This window comes from Candidatus Paracaedibacter symbiosus (assembly GCF_000757605.1).
In the GTDB taxonomy this organism is placed as follows: domain Bacteria; phylum Pseudomonadota; class Alphaproteobacteria; order Paracaedibacterales; family Paracaedibacteraceae; genus Paracaedibacter_A; species Paracaedibacter_A symbiosus.
This window is the reverse complement of the sequence record NZ_JQAK01000001.1, coordinates 253,267-272,852: the sequence shown is the minus strand read 5'-3', so window position 1 is coordinate 272,852 and position 19,586 is coordinate 253,267. Positions and strand designations below refer to the sequence as shown.

Below are 19,586 nucleotides of genomic sequence, written 5' to 3'. Positions count from 1 at the left end.
GAAAGGCCACAAAAAACCGAGTCTAAAAATTAATCCTTTGATTCTGTAGCCTTTTGTTCCTTTTCATAGGTTTTGGGGGCAGCAACCTCCTCGCGATAATCTTCCGCCTTGGTTCCCTGAGATAGGTTAGAAGAAGCCTTATTACCAATATTTTTTAACTTGCCAAGTAATGTTTGCTCTTCTTCAGCTTCCTTGTTGACTTCAGAGCGAATGTTTGGATCTGCCTTTGACGTTTTTGAAGCCTTTTCTAAAATAGATTTCTCAGCATCATTCGCAGTTTTTGTCAAGGTAACCTTTTGCCCCACAACTTTTTCTTGAGCATATTCACGATGATTTACGGCCCCTGGGTTTTCAGCACCAGGCTTTGGTACCGGCAGATTAAAATTTGGTGGCATGCTCAACGGTGGGTTTGTTGGGACCCTAAACTCATCGGCCTGATAATGATCTAGACCAAAGGTATTGCGTACACGGTCACATCCACCTAAAGCTGTGCCTGCAACTAAAAGAGTTAGGCTTAATATAATCTGTTTATTTTTTGTCATGAGTTTTTCCATAACTAAGCTTCATTGTTATTGTCAGTTTTTATGCTAAAAAGCATCTGACAGACTAATAATACTGCGCCAATCACGATTCCACAATCGGCAATGTTAAACGTATACCAGTGGTAACCAAAGGCATGAAAATCAAGAAAATCAATAACCGCTCCATAAAAAAAGCGGTCAATGACATTTCCCAAGGCACCGCCAAGGACAAGGCCAAAACAAATGCTAGAAAATTTGGAGTCAGCTTGCCAAATCCATAATCCCAGCAAAAAGCTAATACAGCCAGCAACGGCGATCAATGCCCAAACTTCGGAAGAAGAGCCAGCGGCAAATAGGCCGAAACTAACTCCTCTGTTAGCGGCAAGAATAATATTAAAGAAGGAAGTCACCTCAATTTGGTGGTTCCCACTCAAAAACCAAGACAGCACTACTTGTTTGCTGAGTTGATCAAGAATGAGCGTTAAAAGGGTCCCGCTAAAGCCAAGGAATTTAAAGTATTTCATGCGGCGACAACTTCTTCACAGCGATTGCAAACGTGATATTCACTATCCTGAACTTCCGGCAAGACTTTCCAACATCGCTGGCATTTCATACCTTCCGCAGCATTAACGATGACACCAATATCAAGCCCATCTTCCACTGTAAAAGCGGCGGCAGGTGGTTGGGCAATCACTAAATGAGCTGTTGAGGTGATAGTAACTTCCGCCAAATCCACGCCTTGTAACTCTTTTGCCAGATCACTGGGGAGGTAAATTGCGACGGATGCTTGAAGACTAGAACCAATTGTTTTGGCAGCTCTTTCAATTTCAATGGCACCTGTGACAACACTTCGTACTTTGCGAATAGTTTCCCAATACTGGACGATTTCTGGGTTGAGCCACTCTGTCGGAATGGAGGGAAACTGTTGCAAATGAATACTGTCATTCTCCAACTGGTGACGCATAGACCAAGCTTCTTCCGCAGTAAAGCTTAAAACAGGTGCTAACCAATGGGTTAAACATTCAAAAATATGATGCATGACAGTTCGAGTAGCCCGACGTTTATGCGATAACTCATCATCACAATACAAGCAATCTTTACGAATATCGAAATAGAAGGCTGATAAATCCATGGCGCAGAAGGTATGCAGCTGGGTATAAAAACTCATAAAATCAAAGTCTTCTGCTGCTTGATGGAGTTGTTGATTCAACTCAGCCAGACGATTTAATACCCACTTTTCAAGAGGCGGCATGCCCTCATAGCCAATCATTTCTTTATTGCTATAACCGTCCAGCGCACCCAAGAGATATCTCAAAGTATTTCTAAAACGTCGATAAGTATCTTCTTGTTGTTTCAGGATCTCTGGGCCGATGCGCATGTCTTCGGCATAGTTAGCAGAGACAATCCATAGACGTAAAATGTCGGCGCCAAGGGTCTCGATCAATGTTTCTGGAGCAACCCCATTCACCTGGGATTTGGACATTTTGTAGCCTTTTTCATCCAACACAAAACCATGGGTTAAGACTTGTTTGTAGGGTGCTTTCCCATGAACACCACAAGACTCCAACAAGGATGCCTGGAACCAACCTCGGTGTTGATCCGAGCCTTCAAGATAAAGATCTGCTGGCCATTGTTGATCTTCACGACCGCCCAAGACAAACTCATGGCTACAGCCACTGTCAAACCATACATCGAGAATATCCGTCACTTTTTCATAGTCGTTCGGATTGAAATCAGGGCCTAAGAAATGACTATTATCTTCGCTAAACCAAACATCACCACCTTCCTGGCGAATGGCATCTACAATGCGGGCGTGCACACCGGCGTCCCGTAAAACTTCACCGGTTTTTTTGTTGACAAACAAAGTGATAGGCGTGCCCCAAGCGCGTTGACGTGAAACACACCAATCTGGTCTGGTTTCAACCATGGACTTGATGCGGTTTTTTCCTTGGGCTGGGAACCATTTAACTTCCTCAATTGCCTCCAAAGCTTTCTTACGCAAGGATGTTTTTTCCATACTAATGAACCACTGCGCGGTGGTGCGATAGATGAGAGGAGCTTTTGAGCGCCAGGAATGTGGATAGCTGTGAATTAATTTTGCTGCGGCCAACAGGTTGCCATTTTCCTTCAAAACCTCCATGACCTTGGGGGCTGCTTTAAAGATATGAATGCCTGCAAAGTAGGGGACATGATCATAATAGTGACCATCATCAGCCACCGTTTCTGGCACTTCCAAGCCAAATTCGCGGCCCACAGCGAAGTCTTCTAACCCATGACCCGGGGCAGTGTGAACCAAACCGGTTCCTGCATCAGCAGTGACATGCTCACCAGGCAAAAGTGGGACATCAAAAGTATAGCCCTGCGCTGCCATTGGATGGTGACAAATGGTACCTTTAAGTTCAGTGCCCGGCAATTCCGTAACGATTGAATAATCCGTTAAACTAAGATCCTTGATGATATTTTCAAGCAAATCTTTCGCCACAACATAAGATTTTCCTGTTTCATTATTTTTGACCACCACATAAGTAAACTCACCATTATAGGCAATGGCGCGGTTGCCAGGTAATGTCCAAGGAGTCGTTGTCCAGATAACCATAGAGACGCCTTCAAGGGACGTATGACTCGTGCTTTTTACCGGAAAAGCGACATAAATTGAATCGGATGTATGATCCTTATACTCAACTTCAGCGTCGGCGAGGGCTGTTTTTTCCACAACTGACCACATCACCGGTCGTAGGCCACGATAAAGGCTGCCATTTAATAAAAAATGACCTAATTGCTCAACGATTTTGGCCTCGGTTTCAAAATTCATTGTGGAATAATAGTTATCCCAGTCAGCAACGATTCCCAGACGCATAAATTCTTTACGTTGAATATCGATCCATTTCCGCGCAAAATTGCGGCATTCTTCCCGAAATTCAAGAATATGCACATCATCTTTGTTAAGGCCACTCGCGCGATAACCTTCTTCCACTTTCCATTCAATCGGCAGACCATGACAATCCCACCCTGGAACCATAGGGGCGTCATAGCCTTTCATTTGATAGACTTTGTTGATAACATCTTTCAATGTTTCACTTAAAGCGTGACCAATATGAATGTGACCATTGGCGTAGGGTGGACCAAAATGCAAAATAAATTTCTTGTGCTGCTTGGACTTTTCTCTAAGCTTTGGATACAGGTTAATCTTATCCCAATGCGCCAATAGTTCTGGTTCGCGCTTTGCTAAACCAGCTTTCATTGGAAAGTCAGTCTTGGGAAGAAACACAGTATTTTTATAGTCCATCGTTGGTTCCAGTATCACTCTTATTTATTTCATTTACATGTACCTGTAGTTTTACTTGACGCGGGAGGACGGTGTCAAATTTCTTTTCATCATTTCACACAGAAATAAAAAAACCTGACCGACGCCAGGACAAAGATTAACATGTTATCCCGTTTTTCTGAAAAACACATAAAAAAGTAAAATTTAGAAATGATCAGAGATGGGTAGGGAAGGGTAAAGCCAAACAATTGCGGAATCTTGCCTGTAAAACTTAAAGTATTACCTCAGAAAGACTCACATTCTCATCCTTCCCTTTAAGGGGCCTTCTGGTCGCTCGCGTAAATACTCGTAAAGCCCTGCAATCACTTTATTTTCTGCTAATGTTTTTGGATACATGTAATAGATGTCAATCGACTGGCTCAGGACAGCGGGCAGAATAGGAACTAAAGGGACTCTGCTTGTCTGGACGGCCGCATGAGAAAGAGGGCCGATTCCAATCCCATTTTCGATTGCTCGGAAAATGTCGGTGGGGCACTCAATGATCGTTAACTGCTTCCACTGCGGAATATGAGTCAGATACCAATTGATAGGGGCATAAGGAAAAAGACAATCTTTGGTATAAGAGATAAGGTGATGATCGTGAAAATCGGTGACTCTTTCTAAAAATCCTTTTTTCTGAAGATAATCTCGACTGGCATAGAGGCCTATGTCATAGGTTGTCAAATATTTGTAGTCAATATTTTCTTCTTTCTTCGTCACTGGCCTAATATCAATATTTATTTCTCCTAAAGTAAAGTCTGGTGCCTCATTCAAATTTTTAAAAGAGAACGTTAGTTGAGGGTGAGTCTCAATAAAATTGCTCATATCCTCAAAGAACCATAAATTGCTAATAAAAGAGGGAAGAGATAAACCGAAATGTCCTTCCATCTTATCAGAAGCATCATTTAACTTTTTTAGAGAAAGTTCATATTGAAAAAGGATATTTTTGGCAGACTGGAGAAAAATTTCTCCCTTCTTATTAAGAGTAAGTCGTTGCTGCACAACAGAAAATAGCTCGTGCCCTATTTCTTCTTCCAGTTTTTTAATCGATCGAGTGACAGCAGATCCCGTCATGCCGAGTTTTTCAGAAGCTTTTCGAGTAGAGCCTAAAGTCGCCGTGTAATAGAAAGCCAGAAGCCTATCCCAATTCATACCTGATCCATTTTTACTAATACCTGAGAGCAAATGTAGCCTTTGCTTTGAGAATTTACAAGAATATCTGAGGGTTAGAGCGAGGAAACCTTACAAATGCTCAAGAATTTTCCTTCCTTCCCTTCCCTTTATATGAGGAGGTGCTTAGAAAAAATTCCATTGACGACATCCCCACTACTTCCTATGTAAGGGAGTAGTAGAATAATTAAGTAGTAAATATTATGAAGATAAGAAAATTTCTGCCTCTCGCGATTCTCCTGAGCACTCACGCTGGCTTTTCTATGGACGTTGGCCCGCAACTTGTTCTACCCGATGGATTTAGAGTATCGTTGTTGCGTGATACCCAAATTGAAAGAGAGATTCAACAGGACGTACAAAATCATCCATCCAATACTTTGCTAGGTTTGCCATCTGAGGTTCTGCTGCATACTTTATCGTTTTTACCTACGCAAGATTATATGCAAACAAGTCAAACTTCAAGGAAGCTTTATTGGGCAAGCTGTGATAAATATGGTGTCATTGCCCATTTGAAAATGGCTGTTAATGCTATTGATCCCTATGGAACAAAAGCTCAAGAAATCTCACAAGATTTCAATAACTTGTGGAGAACTGATATACAAACAAGTACAGATGAAGGAGATATACAAGAAATAGAAACTTTTGTAGACAAGCATAAAAATCACATTGAAAAACTTCGCCAGGAAGTTGACTATCATTCCAACAGACTTAAAGGAAAGCCCCGCCTATCAACCATTAATATGGCAACATCGCTAAACTTTGATTTTATTATAAGATATGATTTACCTTCACTCTCCCAAACAGGTAATAAAATTATTATAAAGCTCATCCGTTTATTTAAAGAATATTATTTACCCAATCAAGAAGCAGCTGAACCTCATCTTTTACAGGTTGCAGAGTATGTAAAACCAATAATTCCCAACCTTTCTGAGGGCAAGCTAACACAACTTACAAGCGGCAGACATTTGAGAAAAGCAGTGAGACAAGTAAATCAGTACCCCCTCCATCTTAAGCCTTTTTATATGCCAACAACGATTAACGTTTCAACATATACAATTACAACTCAACAATTACAGACCTTTCTCCTGCCTGGATCTATACAGACTATTGACGAAGATGAGGTCCCCAACCTTCCCCCTCCAGTAGAAGACGATGAAGGCTCTCAATAGGGGCTTCCCTATTCAACTGTATAATCATGAGGTTAATATACTATAATAATGCCAGCCCCGTACAAGAGAGGCTCCATACATTATCCTCTACTGCCTAGGTAGATGAAAAAAAATCATTACTCAGTTGTGTTGTCTTTTAATTCAGCGTAGGTAGTAAGAGGCATACGGGGCTGAAAATCTTCGCCTCTTCCAGCGAGCACAGCTTGAGTGCCGGTCAAATTTCATTCGGGTTTTATCCGCTCATTTTTAATATTCCAGGGACTGAGAGAAGTTGTGCCCTTAAGCCCTGATCCATATGACATGATTTTATGTTCCGTATAGATACGTAGACAGAATCCGTGAGTTTCAAGTCAATTTTTATGACGGTTTTTCCCTCTGATGCATTTTGCAGTATACGTTTGAGATGGTTTACATTCAATGCAGGTTCAGCATAAAGGGTTAAGTTGGCTGTGCTGGATTGGATAACTGTGTCAAGAATATCAATGGACTGAGCAATGAGGCGAAAATTATCCCCCTCCACTCGAACCATAGCAGTGATACTAAAGGCTGTTCCGGGGATTAATAGATCTCTATTTTTAGCAAAAACTTCAGAAAACACAGCAACTTCAAAAACGCCATAAGGATCTGATATTTGAAGGAAGGCAAATTTCTGGCCCGTTTTAGAGGTTCTTTCTTGCTTGACAAGGAGGACACCAGCCAGACGCACGTTAGAGCCGTCTTTGCTTTCTCCAATTTCTGTACTTTTCAGAATGGATAGGCGACCTAAAGCATCCCCATAAATATTTAAAGGATGGGATGATAAATAAAACCCTAGCGCATCAAATTCCTTTTGTAGTTTTTCTAAAGTTGACCAAGGATCCGTTGGTGGCAGGCCACTTTTATGATGAGTCATCTTTGTGGTGGCGGCGCCAAAGAGGCTTGCCTGTTGCGTTTTTTTCTCTGCTTGAATCAATTGCGCCTGTTTGAGCAAAAACTCAATACTGGTATATAATTGCGCGCGGTTATCACTCAAACAATCAAAAGCGCCGGCAGAAATCAAATTTTCAAGTAACCGCTTGTTAATGACTTTTCCATCTACGCGGCTGATAAAATCAAAAATATCGGTAAATTCACCATTTTGAGCCCGCTCAGACGCCAACAGCTTCATTGCTTGCTCGCCAACGTTTTTAACCGCCGACAATGCATAGCGCACCCCGTCATTTTCCACCACGAATTCAGCGTCTGATTTATTAACATCGGGCTGATACAAAGGAATCTCAGCGCGCTCAATGTCTTGGCGAAATACGTTGAGTTTGTCTGTATTCTGCATTTCGTAGGTCATGGAGGCAGCATAAAATTCTTTAGGATAGTTTGCCTTCAGATATGCAGTTTGGTAGGTGAGGAGGGCATAAGGGGCCGAGTGTGACTTGTTAAACCCATATCCTGCAAACTTTGCCATCTGCTCAAAGATTTGGCTGGCAATTGCTCGGTCCACGCCGCGCTCAACGGCCCCTTGAACAAATAAGGCCTCTTGCGCATCCATTTCTGATTTAATCTTCTTCCCCATGGCGCGGCGCAGTAAGTCCGCAGCTCCAAGGGTATAGCCACCCAGGACCTGGGCGATCTGCATCACCTGCTCCTGATAGACCATCACCCCGTAAGTTCCCTCCAAAATAGGAACAAGGTCAGGGTGAAGATAGGTCACTTCTTCCTGACCATGTTTACACGCAAGATAACGCGGGATGTCATCCATCGGTCCTGGACGGTAAAGGGCGACAAGAGCAATTAAATCTTCAAAACGATCTGGGCGTAGTTTCTTCATTACGTCGCGCATACCAGCACTTTCAACCTGGAAGATACCCACAGTTTCAACACGGCCCAAAAGCTCAAAGGTGATAGGGTCATCCAGGGGAATTTGCGAAATATTGATATCAATGCCATTTTGACGCACAAGGTCGCAGCATTTTTGAATAACTGTTAACGTTTTGAGACCTAAAAAGTCGAACTTAACCAATCCAGCCATTTCAACATATTTCATACTGAATTGAGTCGCCGGGAGCTCTGAGCGTTCATCTTTATAAACCGCTACCAATTCCGAGAGAGGACGGTCACCGATCACAACGCCTGCAGCGTGGGTGGAGGCATGGCGATAGAGCCCCTCAAGCTTCATGCCCATATCGATTAATTTGGCAACAGCAATGTCTGCTTTTCTTGCATCTTCAAGCGCTGGTTCAATGACCAAGGCTTGTTCCAAAGTCGTCGGGTTAGCTGGATTGTTGGGGATGAGTTTGGAAATACGATCAACCTGGCTATAGGGCATTTGCAAGACACGACCAACGTCCCGCAATACCGCCCGTGCCTGTAATTTACCAAAGGTGATGATCTGCGCTACCCGATCATCACCATACTTTTGACATACATATCGAATAACTTCATCACGGCGATCCTGACAAAAGTCGATATCAAAGTCTGGCATGGAGACGCGTTCTGGGTTCAAAAACCGCTCAAACAATAAACTAAAGCGAATCGGGTCGATGTCCGTAATAGTGAGAGACCAAGCAACCAGTGACCCAGCTCCCGACCCACGGCCTGGCCCGACAGGGATCAACTGACCTTTCGCCCATTGAATGAAGTCTGAAACAATCAAGAAGTAGCCAGGAAATCCCATGGTCTCGATAATCGACAGCTCATGGGCCAGGCGCTTATAGTAAATATCACGCTTTGTTTTTTTGTCGTCTTCCGAATCGGAAGCTAGATAGACCTGAGCTTCCAACCGTGCTTCAAGTCCAACTTCCGCTTTATAACAGAGTTCTTCTGCCTCTGTGCGCCCAGATGAACAAGGAAAGGCCGGTAAGATTGGTTTGTGGGGGAGGGGACGATAGCTGCATCGTTGAGCTATGAGACACGTATTTTCGATCGCTTCAGGAATATCACTAAATAAATCAGCCATTTGCGTGGCTGTTTTAAAGTAATGGTGCGGTGTTAATCGGCGCCTATTGATCTCACTGACAAAAGTACTGGCGGAAATACATAAGAGGGCATCATGCGCTTCATACATATCTTCGGTCGGAAAATAAACATCATTTGTGGCAACAAGGGGAATTTCAAATTCATCAGCAAACTTTAAGAGATCTCCCTCAATTTTTTCTTCTTCTTCCAGACCGTGGCGCATCAATTCTAGATAAAGCCGATCCCCAAAAACATCTTTTAGTTGGCGAAGTTCTGCTATGGCTTGATCGTGCTGCTCTTCATACAATAGCCGCCCCACTGCAGACTTCGGAGAACCAGTAAAAAGAAGTAAGCCAGCATTATGATCAATCAATTTTTGCAGCTGGATTTGCGGATCTTGACCACTTGCAATTTCAAGGTAGGAGATGGAAATGAGATGGAGAAGGTTGCGATAGCCAACCTCGGTTTGAACAATCACCAAGAGCTCATCCATAGGAATTGACGCCGTTTGCGAAGAGCCTTCCCGGGTGATTCGCAAGAGAGCGCCACAAATGGGCTGAATTCCCGAATCAGCGGCTGCTGTTGAGAATTCTAAGGCGCCAAAGAGATTGACTGTATCTGTCACTGCCACGGCCGGCATCTTATTTTTTTGGCAGATCTTTATCAAATCTTTTATTTTTACAGCCCCTTCAGCAAGGGAGTAGGCGCTATGAACGCGAAGGTGAATAAAGTTCATTTAAGTCAAATATATAATTGTCAGTGTTAGAATAGTTTTACTCTGATTGGAGCTCTCGAGTCAAATAGAGTCTATAAAGGTGGCCGTTGCCCATTATATTTTAGGTGCTATTTCTCTTAGAAAATAGCTGCTCAGGCATTATACTCAATCGAACGATAAAATGATGAGATAGAAAAAATATTAGGTGCACAGAATCACCTTGATATTCGGAATTTCTATCATCCCATCTGTGGGCTCCTTTTTCCACTTGACCTCCATAGGGAGAGCCAACTCGCTTTGCCGGCCAAGCAATCCGCAAGCTAACTTTCACGCTCAAAGGAAATGAGGTTGGGAGTGACAGGGTAGGGGCCCATGCCACTTCCAGAAAGACTGGTGTTGTGGATGAAGAATTGATGGGCGTCAAAGTCGTCCAGCTCCCTGAAGAGGGGGGTATAAGTGCCGTCAGGCATCAGTTTCCAGCTGTTGGCCGTGTCATTTAAATTGGCAAACATGATCTGTTGTAGGATTTGTTGGTGCACCGTTTGATTGCTGATGTTAACCATCAACTCCAGCCTGGTGTCAAGGTTGCGTGGCATCCAGTCAGCAGAAGAAATAAAGACTTTGGCAGTGGTTGAGGGCAATAAATCACCGTTACCGAAACAAAAAATACGCGCATGTTCTAGGAATCTACCAACGATACTTTTAACAGAAATATTTTCGGAAAATTTTGGAATTCCTGGGCGTAAACAGCACATGCCACGAACAATCAGAAAAATTTTTACCCCGGCATTGGATGCTTTGTAGAGAGCATCAATAAGAGTCGGATCGGTTAACGAATTCATTTTGGCCCAGACCACAGCTGGCATACCATTTTTAGCGAATTTAATTTCATTTTCGATCAGTTCTAACAGATTTGCCCGCAGGGTGAAGGGGGCAACCCCCACATCATCAAATTTGTCAATGCGAGAATAACCGGTCATGTAGTTAAAAATACAGGCGGCTTCATAACAAAGTTTGGGATCAGCCGTAAGAAGCGACAGGTCCGTATAAACGCGGGCGGTTTTGGCATTATAATTACCGGTGCCAAAATGAGTATACGTTTTAAGTCCGCCGGCCTCTTTGCGGACGATCAGGCATAACTTCGCATGGGTTTTTAAGCCAACAATGCCATAAATAACATGAACACCAGCCTGCTCCAGGTCCTTGGTCCATTTAATATTGGCTTCCTCATCAAATCGTGCCCTAATTTCCACAAGAGCGGTTACCGATTTCCCCGCCTTAGCCGCATCAATAAGAGCGGCAACCACCGGTGAGTTGTCACCAGTTCGATACAAAGTTTGCTTGATGGAGATGACGTTTTTGTCTTTAGCTGCTTGTTTGAGGAACATCAAGATCACTTCAAAGCTTTCATAGGGATGATGGACGACGATATCCTTGATTTTGACCGCCTCAAAAATATCATCGTTATTGTTGCGAATACGCTGCGGCGTACGAGGAATAAAGTCAGGGAAGAGAAGTTCTTTTTTTCCGCAAATACTTACCAACTGTTGAACATCATTAATCCCCAGAACGCCATCAATTACCAACATATCATTGGGGTTCACATCAAATTGTTCGGTGACGTAAAGCCTTAAATGCTCAGGCATTCTCGCATTCACAGCAAGTTGAACAACCTCACCATTAAGACGTTGGGCGAGCGCCTCTTCAAAGTCCATCCGAAAGTCTGAGGTTGAGTATTGCAGCGACATTTCCGCATTGCGGATAAGACGAAATAATCCCTGTGCCAGGATAATGTGATTTGAGAAAAGCTTATGTAAGAAGAGGGTGATTACTTGTTCAATAAAGATATAGCGATCTTCTTCGCCGTGGAGCTGAATGAATCTATCTAATCCCATAGGCAGAGGGATAAAGGCATAGACGGGGCTCATCTGGTCTTTATCTTGTAATTGGACGACCATAGAGATTCCGCGGGAGGGAATCTGCGGTACTGGATGAGCAGGGTCGATTGCCATCGGAGTAAGAACAGGGAAAATGTTCTTAATAAAATAATCTTCGAGCCACTTTTTATCCTCCTCCGACAATTCTTTAGGCGAGATAATGTTGACGCTGTGGGTACCTAATTCTTTACGTAGACTACGCCACTGCTGCACATGGTGCGCAATTTGTTCCATCGCGCGATTCTTAACAATGGGCATCAGCTGATCCATTGCCAGACCATCCACGGATTTCCGATTTTGCTTTAGCTGATGCGTTTTATACAAACGACCTAGGCGTACCATGTAAAATTCATCTAAGTTATTGGCTGCGATGCCTAGAAACCTTGTTCGCTCTAAAATAGGATAGAGTGCGTTTTGAGAGGCTGCGTAAACGCGCTCATTGAATGCCAACCAAGACATTTCAGAATTAAAATAGAGTGATTCTTTCTTTTCGTGCTTCATAAACGTTAATTTTCTCGCCAGCATCCAATTATCAATTTTTAAAATATTAGATAAATTATCTTTAGTATGAGTGTAGGCCAGAAAAAGTTAAAAAATAGTGCAAATTGAGAAAGATTTATTAAGATTATGGTTATGGGTCTCGCGTGGTTAGGAAGTAGTTCCATTGATGCATCAATATTTCTTTAACTTTCTCTTAGTAAGGATCAGCTAAAGTATATATATTATAGTATACTAAAAATACCTGAAAAGTAGAATAGTAGTATTGCATCTTTGGGCTCACTTTTCCCCAGGGATTCCTTAAGGAATCGCCTTTTTTTGTGTCTTGCCCAACTAAAATTGACTACAAATTTACCGGATCTCATCACGCCTTTTCAGGTGTTTTGATTATATTAAAAAAAATAATTAAGAAATAAGTATAAAAAGGTATTGGAATGAGAAAATTATTTATCTTGCGTCATGCAGATACGATGTCAGGTTCTGACGATAAAATCCGCTCTTTATCAAAGGAGGGTTGGAAGGAACTTAAACATTTAAAATTAAAAGGAACGACCCTTTTCAATGGAGTTGACATGGTTTTATGCTCTAGTTCTACTCGGACCAGACAAACTTTGGAGGGGATTGCTGATATCTTGCCTGATCGTGTCTTGGTTAGCTATATTGATGCTCTTTATCACGCCTCCTCCAATACAATTCTTGAAGAAATTAGCTTGGTAGACGATAAATTTAAGAATGTTCTCGTTATTGGTCACAATTCAGGTGTCACAGATTTCATGTATCGTGTGTGCGACTCTGACTCGATCTTTATGGAAAAAACAATGCGTACGGCAAATATTGCAGAATACACTGTTAAAAGCGACACATGGCGCACCTTACGCTTTGGAGATCTCCAATTCATTCGTCTAACAAAGTGATGCTGGGGGGTAAACAGAGTAAACCAGCTTAGAAAATCTCAATTTTCCAACTAGATTAATATATAGTGAATCTAATTGGTGTGGGGGAATATTATAGCACTCAAATTTGAGGTGATTTTTTCGCTTGGCCGACAAAGCGAGTTGGCTCTCCCTGCGGAGACCAAGCGGGAAAGGGAGCCCAAAGATGGGGGATGATAGAAGTTCTCAATATCAATTGGATCCACTATACCTTCTGATTCTTTAATTCTTTTATTTTATCGGTGGCCTTTTTGATTTGATTTTTGTAAAGCTCTCGAGGGTTATTGTTTCCTTGCAATTTGTCGTCGGCAGAAGGAAGAGACAAGAGAAAATTTTGACAATCTCCCCTTGTTGCATTCGGATGCTCGATAATCCTAGCGCGCACCTGCCAGCTTTTTGGCATCATGCCCGCGATAACATAGATTGAAGCTGCTTGTTGGAGGAGCGGAAGGTGTGAAAATTCTGGTGAGGCTAAAATTTCATCATAATAGGTAACTTTGTCGTGGATATTCTGCGGATCAAAAGGACAGTAATAGCTATAATAGACAGCCGTGGATTGAAAAGATCTAGCGGGGTAATCCTCCTTAAAATCTGAAGCAATGCAAGGAGTGAGAGTCTGAAGACAAATAGCAGTAAGAATCCAGGAAAGTTTCATCATCTCTTTTTATAAGCAATTTTATTTTCATCTCATTTTTTATTATTTCAGATTTAAGACACAAATCAATGTTAATTTTTAATAAAATTATTAAAAAGTTCTTTATCTCTTTGCAAGAACAGGTTAAAACCATAAAAATTTAACTAAAAATAGTTTGGCTCTCTCCATTAATATTAAGGTGATTTAAATGAAAAGAAGCAGCGCTTTTGCTTTTCTTTTGCTAATATTTATACAAATCTTCAAGGTGACTTATGCAGAATCTCCAGCAGATATTATTGCCATTAATCAAGCTGTATATGATATATATGTCCAGCTTGATGATCAAAAATTGCGCGAGATTATCGCCCCGCTTGGAATTTCAAAGGGTGGATATAAACGGATCGAAACGCCAGAATTAAGATTAATATTACAAAATCTACCCGACATTTCTAAAAAGCATGCCGGTGGGGCTTCGGCCAATACTCTTGCGGGTGTTTCTAGCTTGGGAGGAAAAACCACATTTATTGGGATTATCGCTGATGATGATTTTGGTCATTCTTTTGTCAAGGATATGCATGAGGCAAAGGTTAAATCTAACTGTTTAGTCCGCAATGCGGCAGCAGATAAGGGAACAGCTCTTGTCATTCTGTTAATTACCCCTGATGGTGAGCGGACAATTCTCTCCTATCTTGGTGTCTCAGTTCCTATTACGCATAAGGATGTTGACCAAAATCTTCTCAATAATCACAAAATTTTGTTCAGCGATGCCTATGTTTGGGATCAGGGGGTAACCTCTAATATGCTCCAAAAAGCCTATGCTAGGGCCCGGAAAAACAAGATGATAACTGCTTTTGGTTTAGCCAATGCCAGTGTTGTTAAAATGCATCGTGACCAGTTGGTGGATTTTCTCAAAGAAGTTGATATTGTTTTCGGTAATCTTTCAGAATATCAGGCTTTGTATAATCAGGAGAGCATGGAAACAATCATTCAAACCCTCCAACAAAGCGGAATTATTGCAATTTTAACTAATGCTGAACATGGTGCATTGATTATTACTCCAGAGGTGGTCCTCCATAGTCCCCCAAAAAATGTTAAGCAAATAGTTGATACGACAGGGGCGGGAGACATGTTTGCCGCTGGATTCCTTTATGGTATGATCCACGGATACGATATTCAAGATTGCAGCAAACTCGCCAGCGAAATGGCAGGATATATTATTACTAAAGTTGGCGCCAGACCAGATGGTGATATGAGATATATTTTGAGTAGTAGGGAATGAGGGAGGGGCAATCTCTCGAATAGAGAACAAAGAGATTGCCACCTTAACTCACTATAATTGCTCCATAAACTCAGAAAAGCTTTTAGAAGAATTGATGGGGGTGAACTCAAAAACCTGATATTCAGCAAGTCTTTCAGTATAAAAGGGGTCGTGGTGTAAAATGGTCATCAAGGTTTCCCGGTTATTCGCGTGGGCCAAAATAACACCACCACTACCAGGGGTTTGCCGGCCAGAGGAGAAAAAGACACCTTCAGCATAATATTTTTTTAAAAAATCAATATGGGCCGGTCGTGCCGCATCAATTTTCTCAATGCCAGCTATGTAGCGTAGAACTACGACAAATATGTTTTTGCTCATTGAGCTATTCCTTTATCAAATCAAAAAAGGTGAAGGCAACTTTTTGGGCAAAATTTCCTTCTGAATTATTGAGTACAACGATACCGATTTTCTGAGACGGAATAAAGGCTAAAAAGTTGGTGAATCCCTTCAGCCAACCGCCATGAAAAACAATGTGCTCTTGCCCATAATCAAGACTGCGCCACCCTAGACCGTAATAGGATTTAATTGATTCTTTTGAATTTATACGTAGCCATTTTAAAGCATCCATTGTCTCTATCTGAGGGGCGTGAAACATCGAGAGATCTTCGGTACTTAAAAAATCGGGGAAATTACCTAATTGCAAACTCAAAAATATAGCCATATCTTTGACAGTTGAATTAATGCCGCCGGACGCACAAACCGATTTGTGATAGTTACAAGAATAAGTTTTAGAAGGATAAATAACCTGTTTGTCATTCTTTTGATGTGGCCAGGCAAAGTTTGCCATGTGAGCAAAATCACCATTGCCAATAGTTGTATTGGTCATACCAAGCGGCGTGAGAAGGGCTGTTTTCATCACCTCTGCGAAAGGAGTCTTTTCAATATTGGCGATGGCATCTTCCACCAGACTGAAGGCAAGATTATGATAGTCAAAAGTGAGGCCGGGCGCTGTTTTTTCTCCTTGTGCCAGTTCTTGTAAGAGAATGATCCGTGGGATTCCTGCCTCAATTTTTTGGTTCCACAAAGTGCGTCTATAACCTGTTGAGTGACTTAAGATGTGGCGTAGGGTTGCTTGATTAGGCATAGCAGGGAAAAAATTTGTTGCTGACATTTCAAGGTGAAGGCGTTGTAACTTAACGAGGCGTGCTACCAATGTTGCTGTCACTGGTTTTGAAATGGATCCCAGTTGAAAGAGGGTGCTGTTTGTGACAGGCGCTTTTTTCCCTTTTTCAAAACACCGTAAGATTTGATAAAAACAACTTTTCCCTGTTCTACAATAGCAATCGCACAGCCTACCACTTTTTGTTGGTGGAGTTGCTGTTGAATAAATTGGTCAATCTTAGAAATTGTACCTTTGCGGATGGTTTTGGGTGTTGTGCCCAGGCATTGGCTAGCAATCAAAAAAACATCACAAATAAATTAATTAACAGGCGCATGAGACGACTCCCTAATTGGACCCTATAGTAGTTGTGGTTTTGAAAGAGGTTTTATAGAGGAAAAAATCAAAGGACTCTCTAACTGTTATGCTTGGGGAGCGGCTGGGAACCATGGCAGTGGAAGGATAGTATAGTGAATCCGATTGATATTTGGAATTTTTATCATCCCTACTTTGGGCTCCTTTTCTGCTTGGCTTCCTCAGGGAGAGCCAACCAACTTTGTTGCCCAAGCGAAAAAATCACCTCAAATTTTTGGATTCACTACATTTAGTCGACAACCAGCCCTTTTTTGAGCTGATTTACATATCCTCAAAATAATCGTTGCCTTGATCAGATTAAAAGCCGATGAGGAGCGACGCACCAAAATAAAATTCGACCCAAATCTTCTGGCCATAATTCTACTTTTTCAAGTATTTTGAATGTAAGAAAGACGAAAATCATTTCTGATTTCCGCCATTTTTCTATGAGTCAATCATCAGGACTTAATTGTCATCAGTGTCGTTATTATCTTCAAGAATTCCCAGATGTGATTCTGCCTCAGCTTGCAAAAGCTGGGAGGAAACAACATCATTTTCATCCTCGTCATCCTCTTCATTCATATTAATGACGGTATTTGACAATGCATCTAGGAACTCATTTTCTAGATCTTCATCCGCTTCATCACGGAAGACAATACGTTGCATAGAGCGCACAACACTATCTCGTAAGTGATTGGAGGAAACTGTTTGCTCCGCAATTTCACGCAAGGCGACGACAGGATTTTTGTCATTGTCTTTGCTGATAGTAAGGGCAGCACCGGAAGAAAGTTCACGCGCCCTTCTTGCAGCAAGAAGAACGAGCTCAAAACGATTTGGGACAATTTCTACACAATCTTCAACTGTAACGCGGGCCATAATTGTGATTTCCTTAAGTTTATTTGAGTATATAAGTAAAGCAAATTTGGTTAAACGTCAACATATAGCGATCTTAGTATAAAAACTTATTTTCAACTCGCGCAAATAAATCATTAAAAACATTAAAAAAACCTAAATTTTCCTATTGAGAAAATACGTCTTTCCTTCTTACTTATTTTTTATATCGTTAACAGTTAATTCAAAACATTTAAAAACATTTAAAAATAAAAAATAATTAAAAATAAAAAACCTAAAATTAAGGGGAAGTGATTTGGACTATAATAAGAAACTTCAGGCGAGTCATTTTAAAATGCTACTTCTTCTGATGGTAGCTGCGTCCACCTTAACTCTATCAGAGGTTTTTGCAAAAAATTCTGAGCTCAAAGAAAAACATACCAATCCTAATACCAAAGAGCAAAAAAAGCGAGATCTCCTTCATGATAAGAAATGGCGTTCAGCAGTTCGGTTGGGTGGGAAATATGGCAATCAACGTCATCTAGGGCAGATAGCTTTATTTTCTCCGCTTATCCAGAGCGATACAGACCTTTTATACCTAGATCTTCGTTTTGCTGCGTATACAAATTCGTCAAAGGAAGGAAATTTTGGAATTGGAAAGCGTTGGATTACCGCTAACAACCAATTTATCCTAGGGATTTATGCTTTTTATGATTGTCGCTCTACGGAATTCAAGAATATTGTGAATCAGCTGAGTCTTGGCTTTGAAGCAATGAGTGAAACATGGGACTATCGAGCAAACTTTTATTATCCTCGACATACCACTAAAGAGAGGGACAAGAATCATCAAACGGTTGTTGAAAGATCGCGACCACAATCCCGAGGTGCAGATTTATATCATGTTGTTGATTGTTATACGTACGCGGATAGATTTCGAGAAGTTCCTCTAAAGGGATTTGACCTGGAAATAGGACGTTCCATACTTGGATTTGAGCCTCTTAGGATGTATGGGGCTTATTACCACTTCCAAGGAAAAGCAGAAGCACCGACTATTAATGGTTTTCGTCTTCGGGCTAATTTTCGTCTTAACGAGTATGTTTCCTTTCAGTTAGAAGGGAGCCGAGATAAAGTACGTAAAAATGTTGGTTTTATTGGGGTTCAGCTTACCATTCCATTGGGTGAGGTAAGTAAAAAAAGAGAGTTAACTTCTTTAGAAAAAAGAATGACCGAGTTACCGAGGCGGGATCTTGATATTGTCACAAGCACCAAACATCTTGGCCGCCATATAGTTTTACATAAACCAGAAGAACATCTTGTATCGTCAGGAGTAAGGGCACCACTTCCACCACCACCGCCACCACCGCCAGTGCCTGGAGTAGGGGCACCACTTCCACCACCGCCACCACCACTACCGCCGGGAGGAACGCGGGGGGTATTATCTTGGGATAAAATTCATAAAGAACTTCATAAAGGAGTACCATTAAAACCAGCTTCTGAAAGAGAATTGATGCCACGACCAGTTGCGCCTATTGAATTACGCGATGCATTGCTCAATCAGATCCGAGAAAGGAGACCACTGACAAATGTTTCTGAAGACCAGAAGAGATATAGGGAGGGGATGAGGACACAGCAAATCTTTGAGGATACACCTCAACAGGAAGCACACGCCGCGATGTTTAGAAAAATAACAGAGGAATTTAAAGATTTAAGTGGAAGTCAAATGAGCAATTCACTAACTGATAGCTGGCTGGTGGATAATGATAATTACTCCCCTAGCAGCCCTACTTATAACAACAACCAATTTGTCTCGCCCATCCCACCAGATAATGCCAATATTAATAGAGAGCCTTCCCCGCCACCACCACCGCAGCAACAAACTGAAAACATTCTTTCTGAAGATGATCGAAGTGCAGCTGATGCAGAGCGGGCAGGGGGCGACATATGGGAATTTTTTAGAAGGAGAGTGGTAGCAAGACGGGGTTCGATAGCTGAGAGTATATCTGAGAACGAATTATCCTCTTCTAGTGATTGGGGGAGCGATAGTGGTACCCTGCAAGAAGAATGAGGCGAGAAAGAGGCTGATAGAATGGGCTGAAGTTGTAGCAAGAGGAGGCAGTATTAATTTTTTCCTCAGAATTTGGACGGCCGTGATACCGAGGAATCCGATGCCATTGAT

Annotated in this window: 16 protein-coding genes; 4 read left to right on the top strand and 12 right to left on the bottom strand. The window is 41.8% G+C overall.

What is annotated here, in order from left to right; all coding sequences use genetic code 11:
- Window positions 1–29: 29 nt before the first annotated feature.
- The 4 genes from IG80_RS13015 to IG80_RS0101320 all read right to left on the bottom strand — a co-directional run bounded on the left by IG80_RS13015 (window position 30) and on the right by IG80_RS0101320 (window position 5,010).
- Window positions 30–542: a DUF3035 domain-containing protein gene (locus IG80_RS13015; protein WP_198027068.1), complete on the bottom strand. Its 513-nt coding sequence runs from the start codon at window positions 540–542 to the stop codon at window positions 30–32.
- A gap of 14 nt (window positions 543–556) precedes the next feature.
- Window positions 557–1,045 carry a signal peptidase II gene (gene lspA, locus IG80_RS0101330; RefSeq protein ID WP_032112273.1) on the bottom strand — a complete coding sequence of 163 codons (489 nt, stop codon included), beginning with the start codon at window positions 1,043–1,045 and terminating at the stop codon, window positions 557–559.
- Entirely contained in the window at window positions 1,042–3,807 is a 2,766-nt protein-coding gene (ileS, locus tag IG80_RS0101325) for an isoleucine--tRNA ligase (protein WP_032112272.1), read from the bottom strand. The genes lspA and ileS overlap by 4 nt, the downstream gene beginning before the upstream one ends.
- A 273-nt stretch (window positions 3,808–4,080) precedes the next feature.
- Window positions 4,081–5,010, bottom strand: a complete 930-nt coding sequence (locus tag IG80_RS0101320; protein WP_198027066.1) for a LysR family transcriptional regulator — start codon at window positions 5,008–5,010, stop codon at window positions 4,081–4,083.
- Window positions 5,011–5,198: 188 nt separating this feature from the next.
- Here IG80_RS0101320 and IG80_RS0101315 point away from each other — a divergent pair, with 188 nt between their 5' ends.
- Entirely contained in the window at window positions 5,199–6,164 is a 966-nt protein-coding gene (locus IG80_RS0101315) for an F-box protein (protein WP_032112270.1), read from the top strand.
- 232 nt (window positions 6,165–6,396) lie between these two features.
- Here IG80_RS0101315 and dnaE read toward each other — a convergent pair whose 3' ends face one another.
- Together dnaE and IG80_RS0101305 are read right to left on the bottom strand one after the other, a co-directional pair.
- A complete protein-coding gene (dnaE, locus tag IG80_RS0101310; RefSeq protein WP_032112269.1) occupies window positions 6,397–9,828 on the bottom strand; it encodes a DNA polymerase III subunit alpha in 3,432 nt (1,143 codons plus the stop codon).
- Window positions 9,829–10,127: 299 nt separating this feature from the next.
- A complete protein-coding gene (locus tag IG80_RS0101305; protein WP_198027065.1) occupies window positions 10,128–12,245 on the bottom strand; it encodes an RNA degradosome polyphosphate kinase in 2,118 nt (705 codons plus the stop codon).
- Window positions 12,246–12,676: 431 nt separating this feature from the next.
- Between IG80_RS0101305 and IG80_RS0101300 the strand changes: the two genes are divergently transcribed.
- Window positions 12,677–13,156, top strand: a complete 480-nt coding sequence (locus tag IG80_RS0101300; protein ID WP_052045843.1) for a SixA phosphatase family protein — start codon at window positions 12,677–12,679, stop codon at window positions 13,154–13,156.
- A gap of 223 nt (window positions 13,157–13,379) precedes the next feature.
- On the opposite strand, the gene IG80_RS0101295 is transcribed toward IG80_RS0101300, so the two are convergent.
- Entirely contained in the window at window positions 13,380–13,832 is a 453-nt protein-coding gene (locus IG80_RS0101295; RefSeq protein ID WP_156961989.1) for a hypothetical protein, read from the bottom strand.
- Between the two features lie 184 nt (window positions 13,833–14,016).
- On the opposite strand from IG80_RS0101295, the gene IG80_RS0101290 reads away from it, so the two are divergent.
- Window positions 14,017–15,087 carry an adenosine kinase gene (locus tag IG80_RS0101290; protein ID WP_032112267.1) on the top strand — a complete coding sequence of 357 codons (1,071 nt, stop codon included), beginning with the start codon at window positions 14,017–14,019 and terminating at the stop codon, window positions 15,085–15,087.
- Window positions 15,088–15,138: 51 nt separating this feature from the next.
- On the opposite strand, the gene IG80_RS0101285 is transcribed toward IG80_RS0101290, so the two are convergent.
- The 5 genes from IG80_RS0101285 to rpoZ form a co-directional block, all read right to left on the bottom strand.
- Window positions 15,139–15,444, bottom strand: a complete 306-nt coding sequence (locus IG80_RS0101285) for a YciI family protein (RefSeq protein WP_032112266.1) — start codon at window positions 15,442–15,444, stop codon at window positions 15,139–15,141.
- Between the two features lie 4 nt (window positions 15,445–15,448).
- On the bottom strand, window positions 15,449–16,372 hold the full coding sequence (locus IG80_RS0101280) for a serine hydrolase domain-containing protein (protein WP_232224354.1): 924 nt from the start codon (window positions 16,370–16,372) through the stop codon (window positions 15,449–15,451).
- Window positions 16,288–16,527 (bottom strand): hypothetical protein, encoded by a 240-nt coding sequence (locus IG80_RS16065; protein WP_032112264.1) that lies wholly within the window; start codon window positions 16,525–16,527, stop codon window positions 16,288–16,290. Before IG80_RS16065 ends, IG80_RS0101280 begins: the two co-directional genes overlap by 85 nt.
- A 279-nt stretch (window positions 16,528–16,806) precedes the next feature.
- Window positions 16,807–16,956, bottom strand: coding sequence for a hypothetical protein (locus IG80_RS15470; RefSeq protein WP_198027062.1), 150 nt, complete (start codon window positions 16,954–16,956; stop codon window positions 16,807–16,809).
- A gap of 88 nt (window positions 16,957–17,044) precedes the next feature.
- Window positions 17,045–17,455, bottom strand: a complete 411-nt coding sequence (gene rpoZ / locus IG80_RS0101270; RefSeq protein ID WP_032112263.1) for a DNA-directed RNA polymerase subunit omega — start codon at window positions 17,453–17,455, stop codon at window positions 17,045–17,047.
- 271 nt (window positions 17,456–17,726) lie between these two features.
- Here rpoZ and IG80_RS0101265 point away from each other — a divergent pair, with 271 nt between their 5' ends.
- Entirely contained in the window at window positions 17,727–19,475 is a 1,749-nt protein-coding gene (locus IG80_RS0101265) for an inverse autotransporter beta domain-containing protein (RefSeq protein WP_032112262.1), read from the top strand.
- Window positions 19,476–19,586 lie beyond the last annotated feature (111 nt).

Excerpts from the sequence above, each read along its gene's own strand:
- dnaE (WP_032112269.1), bottom strand. The coding sequence starts at position 9,828 with ATGAACTTTATTCACCTTCGCGTTCATAGCGCCTACTCCCTTGCTGAA.
- IG80_RS15470 (WP_198027062.1), bottom strand. The coding sequence starts at position 16,956 with ATGGCCAGAAGATTTGGGTCGAATTTTATTTTGGTGCGTCGCTCCTCA.
- rpoZ (WP_032112263.1), bottom strand. The coding sequence starts at position 17,455 with ATGGCCCGCGTTACAGTTGAAGATTGTGTAGAAATTGTCCCAAATCGT.
- IG80_RS13015 (WP_198027068.1), bottom strand. The coding sequence starts at position 542 with ATGACAAAAAATAAACAGATTATATTAAGCCTAACTCTTTTAGTTGCA.
- ileS (WP_032112272.1), bottom strand. The coding sequence starts at position 3,807 with ATGGACTATAAAAATACTGTGTTTCTTCCCAAGACTGACTTTCCAATG.
- IG80_RS0101290 (WP_032112267.1), top strand. The coding sequence starts at position 14,017 with ATGAAAAGAAGCAGCGCTTTTGCTTTTCTTTTGCTAATATTTATACAA.
- IG80_RS0101295 (WP_156961989.1), bottom strand. The coding sequence starts at position 13,832 with ATGATGAAACTTTCCTGGATTCTTACTGCTATTTGTCTTCAGACTCTC.
- IG80_RS0101305 (WP_198027065.1), bottom strand. The coding sequence starts at position 12,245 with ATGAAGCACGAAAAGAAAGAATCACTCTATTTTAATTCTGAAATGTCT.
- IG80_RS0101300 (WP_052045843.1), top strand. The coding sequence starts at position 12,677 with ATGAGAAAATTATTTATCTTGCGTCATGCAGATACGATGTCAGGTTCT.
- IG80_RS0101315 (WP_032112270.1), top strand. The coding sequence starts at position 5,199 with ATGAAGATAAGAAAATTTCTGCCTCTCGCGATTCTCCTGAGCACTCAC.
- IG80_RS0101285 (WP_032112266.1), bottom strand. The coding sequence starts at position 15,444 with ATGAGCAAAAACATATTTGTCGTAGTTCTACGCTACATAGCTGGCATT.
- lspA (WP_032112273.1), bottom strand. The coding sequence starts at position 1,045 with ATGAAATACTTTAAATTCCTTGGCTTTAGCGGGACCCTTTTAACGCTC.